Source organism: Dysgonomonas reticulitermitis, from assembly GCF_054601275.1.
In genome coordinates, this window is record NZ_BAAHWU010000076.1 from 1 (window position 1) to 10,663 (window position 10,663).

Annotated in this window: 10 protein-coding genes; 3 read left to right on the forward strand and 7 right to left on the reverse strand. The window is 38.2% G+C overall.

Translation table 11 applies throughout. The features are described 5' to 3' along the window. Positions 1-767: 767 nt before the first annotated feature. On the reverse strand, positions 768-1,628 hold the full coding sequence (locus tag ACYPZI_RS14980; RefSeq protein WP_459603020.1) for a sigma-70 family RNA polymerase sigma factor: 861 nt from the start codon (positions 1,626-1,628) through the stop codon (positions 768-770). Between the two features lie 199 nt (positions 1,629-1,827). Further along, the gene (locus tag ACYPZI_RS14985) at positions 1,828-3,423 is read right to left on the reverse strand and encodes a Do family serine endopeptidase (protein WP_459603022.1); all 1,596 of its coding nucleotides are present in this window, start codon (positions 3,421-3,423) and stop codon (positions 1,828-1,830) included. Between the two features lie 241 nt (positions 3,424-3,664). Here ACYPZI_RS14985 and ACYPZI_RS14990 point away from each other — a divergent pair, with 241 nt between their 5' ends. Both ACYPZI_RS14990 and glpE read left to right on the forward strand, forming a co-directional pair. Continuing rightward, positions 3,665-5,122 carry a sodium:solute symporter gene (locus ACYPZI_RS14990; protein WP_459603024.1) on the forward strand — a complete coding sequence of 486 codons (1,458 nt, stop codon included), beginning with the start codon at positions 3,665-3,667 and terminating at the stop codon, positions 5,120-5,122. Between the two features lie 38 nt (positions 5,123-5,160). Further along, on the forward strand, positions 5,161-5,454 hold the full coding sequence (glpE, locus tag ACYPZI_RS14995; protein WP_459603026.1) for a thiosulfate sulfurtransferase GlpE: 294 nt from the start codon (positions 5,161-5,163) through the stop codon (positions 5,452-5,454). A 5-nt stretch (positions 5,455-5,459) separates the two neighbouring features. Here glpE and hisH read toward each other — a convergent pair whose 3' ends face one another. The 4 genes from hisH to ACYPZI_RS15015 are packed head-to-tail and all read right to left on the reverse strand — an operon-like array spanning position 5,460 to position 8,860. Then, positions 5,460-6,050, reverse strand: coding sequence for an imidazole glycerol phosphate synthase subunit HisH (hisH, locus tag ACYPZI_RS15000; protein WP_459603028.1), 591 nt, complete (start codon positions 6,048-6,050; stop codon positions 5,460-5,462). Beyond that, positions 6,047-6,574, reverse strand: coding sequence for a TlpA family protein disulfide reductase (locus tag ACYPZI_RS15005; protein WP_459603030.1), 528 nt, complete (start codon positions 6,572-6,574; stop codon positions 6,047-6,049). Before ACYPZI_RS15005 ends, hisH begins: the two co-directional genes overlap by 4 nt. Further along, entirely contained in the window at positions 6,571-6,987 is a 417-nt protein-coding gene (locus ACYPZI_RS15010; RefSeq protein WP_459603032.1) for a VanZ family protein, read from the reverse strand. The genes ACYPZI_RS15005 and ACYPZI_RS15010 overlap by 4 nt, the downstream gene beginning before the upstream one ends. A 34-nt stretch (positions 6,988-7,021) precedes the next feature. After that, the gene (locus ACYPZI_RS15015) at positions 7,022-8,860 is read right to left on the reverse strand and encodes a peptidase U32 family protein (RefSeq protein WP_459603034.1); all 1,839 of its coding nucleotides are present in this window, start codon (positions 8,858-8,860) and stop codon (positions 7,022-7,024) included. Between the two features lie 142 nt (positions 8,861-9,002). Between ACYPZI_RS15015 and ACYPZI_RS15020 the strand changes: the two genes are divergently transcribed. After that, positions 9,003-9,413 carry a lipocalin family protein gene (locus tag ACYPZI_RS15020; protein ID WP_459603036.1) on the forward strand — a complete coding sequence of 137 codons (411 nt, stop codon included), beginning with the start codon at positions 9,003-9,005 and terminating at the stop codon, positions 9,411-9,413. Positions 9,414-9,433: 20 nt separating this feature from the next. Here the strand turns inward: ACYPZI_RS15020 and metA are convergent, their stop codons facing one another. Continuing rightward, a complete protein-coding gene (gene metA, locus ACYPZI_RS15025) occupies positions 9,434-10,384 on the reverse strand; it encodes a homoserine O-acetyltransferase MetA (RefSeq protein ID WP_459603038.1) in 951 nt (316 codons plus the stop codon). Positions 10,385-10,663: the final 279 nt, after the last annotated feature.

The window sequence follows — 10,663 nt, forward strand, 5'->3', positions numbered from 1 at the left end:
AAAAAATCTGGGCAGGTGTGCCTTCGCCGACAGTCACCTGCGCGGAAACTGCCCCGCCATAAGCTGTGAGCAGCAGTATAATAATCGTAAGTTTCACTTTCATTTTGTTCATGTATTTATTATATTATGTTTATCGGACTAAGGATAAAGAAGGCTATACAGCTAACTTCCAAATTTTCAGAGGGAAAAATGAAGGTTCGCGCCATAAAAAAAATGGCAAATAATCCGCTTAAACTGTCTGTTCTTTTCATAGAATTGTTCCGTCCTAAAATAACCCGACAAAGAAAACGCCATCCTGCGCTAAAGGATTCCTGCATTTTCAGGCGGGTGTGTGTCAAAAGCAGGACAGCACTATCAATGTGCTACCCTCTTTGTCATCCTGAGTGCAACGAAGGATCTCAACCCTGAGAAACGAGATGTTTCACTCCATTCAACATGACAAAAAGAAAGTAAAAATACTTTTGACACACCCTCATAAAGCAGCGACAAAGATAGATGCCGGTGTTCAAAATATTATTACATATTATGACCTATTATTACACTATTATTACCCATTTTTTACCTATTTTTTACCTATTTTTTACCTATTTTTTACCTATTTTGCAACTAGGGTGATAATTTTCTTTAATTTATTCTTAAAAACTCCTCCTGCATCATATTTATGAACCAAGCTTGCCTATATTAACACGAGAGGCCGGAAGAAATTTCTTCCGGCCTCTCGTGGGCTAAAACAGCCCCTTTTATTTTTCATACATAGATTAAAACTCTTAACCTAAGTAGCCTTTTAATAATTTGCTTCGTGAATTTTGCCTTAAACGCTTGATTGCTTTCTCCTTAATTTGACGCACACGCTCACGTGTCAATTGAAATTTATCACCGATTTCTTCAAGGGTCATTTCCTGATACCCTATACCAAAGAACATTTTGATAATTTCACTTTCTCTTTCTGTCAAAGTTGATAGAGCCCGCTCAATTTCTTGTTGCAAAGACTCATTTATCAACGTACGGTCGGCAATCGGAGCATCATCATTTACGAGTACATCCAACAAGCTATTGTCTTCACCCTCCACAAATGGCGCATCCATTGATATGTGACGGCCTGAAACTTTCAACGAATCGGCAATTTTATCAACCGGTATGTCTAACTGTTCGGCAAGTTCTTCTGCTGAAGGTTTGCGTTCGTTCTCCTGCTCAAATTTAGAAAAAGCCTTGCTGATTTTGTTCAGCGAGCCTACCTGATTGAGCGGCAGACGCACGATACGCGATTGTTCTGCTAATGCCTGCAATATAGATTGGCGAATCCACCATACCGCATAACTGATAAATTTAAATCCTCTGGTTTCGTCGAATTTTTCCGCAGCTTTGATTAGTCCCAAGTTTCCTTCGTTGATCAAGTCAGGCAAGCTTAATCCTTGATTCTGATATTGTTTTGCAACAGAAACCACGAATCTTAAATTTGCTCTTGTAAGTTTTTCGAGTGCCGCCCTATCTCCTTTTTTTATGGCTTGTGCCAACTCGACTTCTTCCTCGACTGTAATCAGGTCCTCACGACCAATTTCTTGCAAATACTTGTCTAAAGACGCACTTTCACGATTAGTAATTGACTTTGTAATCTTTAACTGCCTCATATGTAGATATATACATTTTAATACCCCAAAAATGTCTGCAAATATAGCGAAAAAATGTCATACATCTTCACCTTATTTGATTATTTACAATTGTTTTAAGTTAATAATATAGAACCCTATTTTGTAAGTCTGTATAGACAAATAACGCTTAAGCTAACGTATTGTTTATGCTTAAGCGTTATTTAGCTTTTATCAATATTTATTCACCCAGATCGACAGCATGATATTTTCTTGCACCTGTCGGAGTTATCCCTGAAATGAATAAGGCCTTATCCTGACTATTGGCTGTAGAAGCTATAATACCTTCCACCTGATTTGCTGAAGATACCGGCTGGTTATTTATCTTTTGGATAACGAACCCTTTTACAATACCTTCTTTGTGGAATTTTCCGGTGTTATCAACTCCGGTTACTTCTACACCATAACTGATACCTAAACTTTTCTTTTTATCGTCTGAAAGATCCTTGAATGAAGCTCCCACAGTAGCGATTCCGTCTTCTTTCTTTACTACGGACGTATTACCTGAATTATTCTTAAGCGTTACATCATAAGATTTTGTTGTACCGCCACGCACAATATCTACTTTTACTTTATCGCCCGGACGGAATCTGTTTACCTGATCCTGGAGTTCTCCCGAGGTTCGCACTTTTACCCCATTGATAGTTACAATAACGTCACCTTCCTGTATCCCAGCTTGCTTTGCGGGACTTTGTTCAGCAAAACCGGCGACAAAAACGCCTTCGGTAATTTTAATATCTTTCGTAAGTCGCTGTATCCTCTCTAACTCTGCTCTATCTTCCTCATTTCTGGCCATTTTCGGATCAACTTCTTTTGCCGATGAAATATCCTGAATCAACACACCTAAAACAGCGCGCTGAACTGTTCCATATTCTTTCATGTCGGCAACAACTTTTCCTGCAATAGAAATAGGCACTGCAAACCCATAACCGGCAAAATCTCCTGTCTGGGAATAAATCATTGTGTTTATACCTATCAACTCTCCATTTGTATTCACTAAAGCTCCACCGCTATTACCTCTATTTATTGCAGCATCTGTTTGTATAAAAGATTGGATAGCCTGATTCACACGACTATTTCCCGACATTCCGCCCATACCGGTACGACCTTTGGCGCTGACAATACCAGCCGTCACAGTCGATGTCAGATTAAACGGATTACCTACAGCCAACACCCATTCTCCAACCTTGAGTTTATCAGAGTCTCCGAAAGGAATATAAGGAAATTCTTTCCCTTCAACTTTCAACAAGGCGATATCTGTCTGAGGGTCTGCGCCGACAAGTTTTGCCGTATATTTACTATTATCGTTCAATGTCACCTCTATCTCGGTCGCTTTATCAATTACATGGTTATTTGTGATTATGTAACCATCCTTAGATATAATCACCCCTGAGCCGAAACCTACGCTTGGCTGCGGACTTCCATATTGGTAATCATCTCCTCCTCCAGGGTTTCCGAAGAAGAAATCAAAAGGATCTATCATTCTACGCCTTTGCTGTCCTTGATTTCCGGCCGGCGCTGACGATTTTACCGTAGATTTTATATGTACTACTGCATGGATCGAATTTTCGGCAGCTTTCGTAAAATCAGGATACCCATCCGAAGTCAGCGAGGCTAAACGAACACCGCTTTGATCGAACTCATTCCCGTAATTATAAGAATCAGCCGAACTATAACCACGTTTGTAGTCCAAATAAGTATACATTCCATATGTTGCACCTATACTCACCAATGCAACCACCACATAGGTTGAAATATTTTTCCAAATTTTTTTCATACGCAAGTATTTTTATAGTTTTATTTCAAAATCTGTTTCAAATTTATATACAAAATCCGTACACTTGATACAGCGGAAGTTCATTTTTTAACACTTTTAACCACGTCAAAATTCTTTATTGTTATTTTAACACTATTAACAGACTTTTTGTCAGGATGAAACATATTTTATGGGTCGAAAGCAATATCTTTGGCGTCGAAACAACAGTTAACAAAACAAATGTAACCCGAAACAAACCGACATGGGAATATCGATGCTTATTATTATCGCCGTGTACATCGGATTACTGATGCTTATATCTTATTTCGTCAGTAAAAAGGGAAATGATAATGATGCTTTTTTTCTTGGCAACAAAAAATCTCCTTGGTATATAGTAGCTATTGGCATGTTGGGTGATTCTATATCAGGAGTGACATTTGTTTCTGTTCCCGGAATGGTCGGACAATTTGACATGAGCTACATGCAAATGGTATTGGGATTTTTTCCCGGTTATCTTATTGTTGCTTTTGTTTTACTTCCACTCTATTACAAACTCAACCTGACATCTATTTACGGATATCTGGAAATGCGTTTTGGAAATTTTTCATATAAAACAGGAGCTTCCTTCTTTATTCTTTCACGAATTATAGGGTCGGCATCGAAACTCTACCTGATTGCATTGATTCTGCAAACATTAATTTTTGACCAGTGGAATATCCCGCTTTATGCAACAGTAGCCGGCATAATTATACTCATTTGGGCTTATACGCATAAGAGTGGTATGAAAACTATAGTTTGGACAGATGCCTTACAAACAATATGTTTACTGGCCGCACTTACACTCATTATCTGGCAAGTTGCATCTAAACTCGGTTTTGATTTTTCTCAGGTGATCGATACTGTGCGTACAAGTCAACACAGTCGCATTTTCATTTTCGATGATTGGACATCGAGGCAAAACTTTTTTAAACAGTTCCTTAGCGGTATATTTATCGTGATAGTGATGACAGGTTTAGACCAGAATATGATGCAAAAGAACCTTACGTGCAGAAACCTGAAAGACGCCCGGAAAAATATGGTGACATATGGCTTCGGATTTATACCGATGAATTATCTTTTTCTATCATTGGGTATCCTACTGCTAGCCTTTATTTCCGCACAGGGCATCGCTCTACCTGAAAAATCAGATCAGATTCTCCCTATGCTCGCCACTGAATATCTGGGATTTCCTGTATTAGTCTGCTTTACCATAGGAATTATTGCTGCCTCATTTTCCAATGCCGACTCCGCCTTAACTTCCATCACAACATCAACGTGCGTAGACTTACTCGAGACAGAAAAGAAAGACCCGAAAACATCAAGAAAGATCCGCTCAAGGATACATTTACTGGTATGCCTTGTCTTTTTCACTATTATACTCTTTATAGACCGGATAAACCAAAACAGCATTCTGGATACGATATATAAACTGGCGTCATACACATACGGGCCTCTACTTGGGTTATTCTTTTTCGGATTATTCACTAAAATGAGCATAAAAGATAAATTTGCTCCTGTTGTTTGTATCCTCGCCCCTGCCATCAGCTACCTGACAGAATTTATTTTACTCAGGTTCTGGAACTATCAGGTCGGATATGAGATACTATTACTCAATGGACTATTGACGATAACCGGACTGATCTGTATTTCGCAGCGAAAACTTAACCGAACTAACCTCTAAATTATTTGTTATACTCGTTGAACTATACTCTAAAAAAAATGTCAGTCAAAAGAATATCGCCTTTATTGGCTAAAAAAATATTAAAAAATAACCCGGGACTCCTTTTAGATATCCGCGACACAGAAAGTTTCAATGCAGATCACGATAGTAAAGCTATTCATATTAATCAAGACTCTTTACCAGCCTTTCTGGCGAATACAGACAAAAATATAACTATACTGGTGATGTGTTATCATGGAAATAGTAGCCAAATTGTAGCTCAATTTCTATCGGAGGAAGGTTTTACCGATGTTTACAGCATCGATGGCGGATACGAAATGTGGAATAGCTGAATAATCTATATATTCAAAAAATTCAGCAGTATCTTTTCGCCTACACTACCGCTCTTTTCCGGATGGAATTGAGTAGCATAAAAATTATCTTTATGTAGTGCCGCGCTAAATGGATTTATATAATCGGTTGTCGCTGCCGTATATTCTCCAACAGGCACATAGTAACTGTGGACAAAATAGACAAATTCTCTTTCCATAGAGTTATCAAACATTCGGCTCTTCACGTTAGTGATAGAATTCCAACCCATATGAGGTACTTTGTCCTCATGTTTTTGCGGAACAAAACGTTTTACTTCCGCATCAAATATTTCCAGGCAATCGACATCACCTTCTTCGGAATGCGCACACATCAGCTGCATGCCGAGACAAATACCTAAAACAGGTTGTTTTAATGATGGAATTAAAGCATCTAATCCCAACCGGTGCATATGCCGCATTGTAGTACTTGCCTCTCCCACCCCCGGAAAAACAACTTTATCGGCTTTCCTTATTATCTCCAAATCCGCCGAAACGACAGCATCTATACCCAATCTTTTGAATGCCGACTCTACAGAAAAGATATTTCCCGCATTATATTTGATGATAACAATACTCATTGAGCCTCTAATAACGAATTTATTACTTTCACCATTTCATTAAACTCTTCTACATCGTAAAGTCTTGTCAGCATCACTATCTTACCAGCCTTATCTACAATGACATTACGTGTAATACCGGCCTTCTTATCGGCATACAAGCCAAATATATCTCCATCGGGATCGAGCCCGATAGGGTATGTCACGCCTGTCGACTCTGTAAACTTAAGAACTGTTTCAGCCGGCTCGTCTCTATCGACACCGAATAGTGCAAAATCCGGATTATTTTGGTGTTTCAACCAGATTTCACTTTCTATATGTGGCATTTCCTTTCTGCATACTCCGCACCAACTGGCAGTGAATTGCAGCATAACTACCTTGCCTCTGAGCGAAGACAACTTCACTTTTTGACCATTTGGTAAGCTCATTTCAAAATCGGGAGCAGTATCCCCAACTTTAACTTTATACTGATGTTTGTATTCTTCCTGTGAGAAAAGACTTGCAGCAAAAGACAAAGTAAGCAAGACAAGTAATATTTTTTTCATAACTCTTCTTCTAGTTGTTTATTTAATAGATAACGTCTGAACCATAATGAAAACGGCAATGTGGCTAAAGAGCCTGATGCATCAGCCAGAAAATCATACCAATCGCCGCTTCTTTCAGTAAAATATTCAGCTTGTAAAACTTCTATTAATCCTCCGTAAATAATAGGAACCAATACAGCAAAAGCGACCAGCTTTAGTATTATAATTTTGCCTTTTTTATCATAAATATAATTGAAAGAGGCAACAATAGATAACCCGAAATACATAAGAAAATGTACGATCTTATCCGTTGGGATAAAAAAATCAAATTCCACATCAGGAATATCATTCGTAGGAATAAGGCAGCACAGGTAGAATATAATGACCGCAATAATCATTGGAGGCCATGTATATTTAAAAATTCTCTTCAACATATTGTCTCAAATATAGAGTTCAAAGATAGAGAAATTATTTATCAGGCAGGGATGTATTGTAAACTTTCATTTCACAAATTTTACAATCGAACGCAAGTTGTAGCCGTGTACTATTGTAAATTAAATAAAATGGCTCTTTATAAGGATGTTGGCTACTTTTTTCTTTAGGGCACCAACCTAACGATTGCTTTATACAATGCCGTGTAAACATCAAAGGCACATCTTTTTGAGCTTGTCTTTCAAAAGCCAGTTGGCTTACATGAGACTGATGCTGAACATAAAACTGCCGGCTCCGGTCATTCATTACATTCCCCAAGTAGGTGATATTCTTTACAGGAAATGCATGCGAAGTTTGCTTATTGGGCACTATTTCCTGACGATACCTGATATTTCGCACAGACAGCAATTTATCCGTCAACAACCTTCGCCATTCAGACAATACCGAAGCGGGGATAAACCAACTATTGCTCCTATTTGCATTCACACGGGCAACCTTAAATATTGTTGTACCCGTTTTACTTAGATTATGATATATATTTTCGGTTTGATCTTTTTGTGCTATCTGTTTTTCGTAATCGAAGTTCAAAACGGCATAGTTGTCGTCCTCGTCTGTTATTTGCAGGGAGTAGCCAAACGGAAGTTCATTGACATCAATCGTAACTTCAATTTTCCGTTCCGCCGACTTTTTAGACAAAAGCTTTTCAAATTCGTGATCATGGTTACGATATACAAAAGTTCCCTTTTTCAGATTCGGTAAAGCAGACGGATAAATAAATCCACCCTCTACCCTATTAACATGAACCCCTTCTAACTCTTTCTTATTATTGAAAAAACAAAGACCGTCCCCGTTATTTATTTTATGTGTGGTATTTATCTTTATAAATTTCGTAGTTACATCTGTAATTCTGCCAATCGGCTCACCTACCGATTTAGGTGAATCTAACGACCATATATCCTTATCGCGCCCATTGAGGAAATATTTGGTAAATCCCCTGTTGAAACTTTTTTCGAGATTGGGAGTAAACATGTAAGTAGAACTTCCGGAAGAAGCTTTTTGATATTCAGGATACTTCCGGAATATTTCATCCAGTCGTTTGCGATAATAGGCGACCACATTTTTGACGTATGACATATCTTTCAGCCGCCCTTCTATTTTAAAGGATGTAGCTCCGGCTTCTAACAAATCCTCCAGGTTTTCAGATAAATTGAAATCCTTCATGGATAAGAAATGCTTCTTAGCCATTATTTCTTCCCCTTCAGCATCAACTAATGTATAAGGCAATCGGCAATACTGCGCGCAAGCTCCCTTATTGGCGCTTCGCCCGGAAAGGGCTTCACTCAGGTAACATTGTCCGCTATAACATACACATAATGCGCCATGAACAAAAACCTCCAAAGGAGTATTTACATGCGAGGCTATTTCCTTTATTTCATCGATGTTTAATTCTCGCGGAAGTACTATTTGGCGAAATCCTGCTTTTTCCAGAAACTTCACTTTTTCCACACCCCTGTTATCCATCTGCGTACTGGCATGCAGAGCTATCGGAGGCAAATCGAGCATCGTTATCCCCATATCCTGTATTATCAGGGCATCCACCTTAGCTTCACGATATAATTGCCAAATCAGTTTTTCGGCATCTTTCAGTTCTTTATCGCTAAGGATAGTATTCAGGGCAACATATACTTTGGCATTATACAAATGAGCATATTCAGCTAACGCCTTTATATCCTCCAACGTATTTCCGGCAGCCGCCCTTGCACTAAATTTAGGCGCACCGATATATACGGCGTCGGCGCCATGATTGATGGCCTCGATACCACACTCCAGATTCTTTGCCGGAGCCAACAATTCTATTTTTCGGACTTTAAGCAAGGTGTTTGATTGAAATAATTACAAAATTACAGATTATACAAAAACAAAGCAATAGATTTTTACAAATCAAAATAATAAGCTCATGCAACTTTTTACATCTTTTCGCATCATATATATATATAGCCATTAAAAACCTGATAAGATGAAAAAAGTGTTAGCTGTCTTCTGTACTATGATGTTATTATTTTCTTGTTCATCTGACGACAAGGGTATTCCTCTCGATTTAATCGGTACATGGAAATTACAAGAAATAAATAATGATCCGGGAGATGGAAGCGGTACTTTCCAAAAGGTCGAAAGCAACAAGACGTTGATATTTAAGAAGAACCTCGAGATCACGTCAAACGGCTCCCTTTCTGAAAACACGATTGATTCAAATTCTTCTAGTCACGGAGTATATAGAATTACCGAAAATTCAGAGGCATCAGGAATTATTACACCGTCCAAAAGCAAACATTTATCTGTTGAGATTCATTTCGAAATTAAAAATTCGGTCTTGTATGTATACTATCCTTGTATTGAAGGCTGTGTTGCGAAGTATACTAAAAAATAAATCTTTTGACACACCCTCTTTTATTTTTGATTCATCAGATCAAGTTCTCCTAAATCTTTAATCTTGGTCTTATCATATGGAGTTTCCTGATATACAAAATAATTCAACCAATTATTAAACAGAAGATTCCCATGCCCCGACCAAAGAACGACAGGAGGATTGGCAGAATTATCATTTTTATAATAATTGAGAGGCTTTTTTATATCCATCCCTTTCTCCATATCCCTTATATATTCATTATGAAGGGTGTATGGCGCGTATTCAGAATGTCCTGTCAAATAAAATTCTCTTCCTCCCCGCGAAGTTACTATACCTACACCAGAATCGTCAGACTCTGAAAGTATTTTTAATTCATCGTGTTTCAATATATCATCGCGCATAACAGTCGTATGGCGACTATGAGGAATATAGAATTCGTCATCGAATCCACGAAACAGAGGAAAACGTTTATCGTGAACAATATGCTTGAATACCCCGAACATCTTTTCCGGAAGCGGTACTTTCTTCACTCCATAGAAATGATGCATAGCTGCCTGCGCAGCCCAGCAGATATACAAAGTGGATGTAACATGTACTCGGGCCCAATCGAAAATAGATGATATTTCTTCCCAATAATAAACTTCTTCAAAATCGAGCAATTCTACGGGTGCGCCTGTAATAATCATGCCATCATAGAAATAGTCCTTTATATCGTCAAATTCTTTATAGAACATAGACAGATGTTCCTCAGATGTGTTTTTGGAAAGATGCGTTTTCAATTTCAGAAATTCGACCTCTACCTGCAAAGGGTTATTCGACAGCAACCTTATAAGATCGGTCTCCGTCATTATTTTTATTGGCATGAGATTGAGAATGAGCACACGCAAAGGACGTATATCCTGCTCGTCTGCACGCAACTGGCTCATCACAAAGATATTCTCTTTTTTAAGGATCTCTATTGCCGGAAGATTATTTGGTATATTTACTGGCATTGCTTCATCTTAATTTATAAAGCAAAGTTATAAAAAATACAGAATAAAAGGTCATTCACCTTTCACTATAGTCAGCAGCTGTTGTTTTGCCTTTCCTGTTTATCCTTATTTATTAACAATACCTAATAACAATATGACAGCCAGAAGGTAACTAAGTAATGGAAAGTATTTATTACAACATAATTTTCGTTTTTGTCATGCTGACGATAGGAAGCATCTCTTGTCAGTTCCGCTTTTAAGGAACAAGATCCTTCGTGCCTCAGGATGACAAAGAGAATG

What these genes read in the sequence shown, in the direction of transcription:
- ACYPZI_RS14990 (WP_459603024.1), top strand. Translation starts at nt 3,665, where the DNA reads ATGGGAATATCGATGCTTATTATTATCGCCGTGTACATCGGATTACTG.
- ACYPZI_RS15020 (WP_459603036.1), top strand. Translation starts at nt 9,003, where the DNA reads ATGAAAAAAGTGTTAGCTGTCTTCTGTACTATGATGTTATTATTTTCT.
- glpE (WP_459603026.1), top strand. Translation starts at nt 5,161, where the DNA reads ATGTCAGTCAAAAGAATATCGCCTTTATTGGCTAAAAAAATATTAAAA.
- ACYPZI_RS14985 (WP_459603022.1), bottom strand. Translation starts at nt 3,423, where the DNA reads ATGAAAAAAATTTGGAAAAATATTTCAACCTATGTGGTGGTTGCATTG.
- ACYPZI_RS15005 (WP_459603030.1), bottom strand. Translation starts at nt 6,574, where the DNA reads ATGAAAAAAATATTACTTGTCTTGCTTACTTTGTCTTTTGCTGCAAGT.
- ACYPZI_RS15010 (WP_459603032.1), bottom strand. Translation starts at nt 6,987, where the DNA reads ATGTTGAAGAGAATTTTTAAATATACATGGCCTCCAATGATTATTGCG.
- ACYPZI_RS14980 (WP_459603020.1), bottom strand. Translation starts at nt 1,628, where the DNA reads ATGAGGCAGTTAAAGATTACAAAGTCAATTACTAATCGTGAAAGTGCG.
- hisH (WP_459603028.1), bottom strand. Translation starts at nt 6,050, where the DNA reads ATGAGTATTGTTATCATCAAATATAATGCGGGAAATATCTTTTCTGTA.
- metA (WP_459603038.1), bottom strand. Translation starts at nt 10,384, where the DNA reads ATGCCAGTAAATATACCAAATAATCTTCCGGCAATAGAGATCCTTAAA.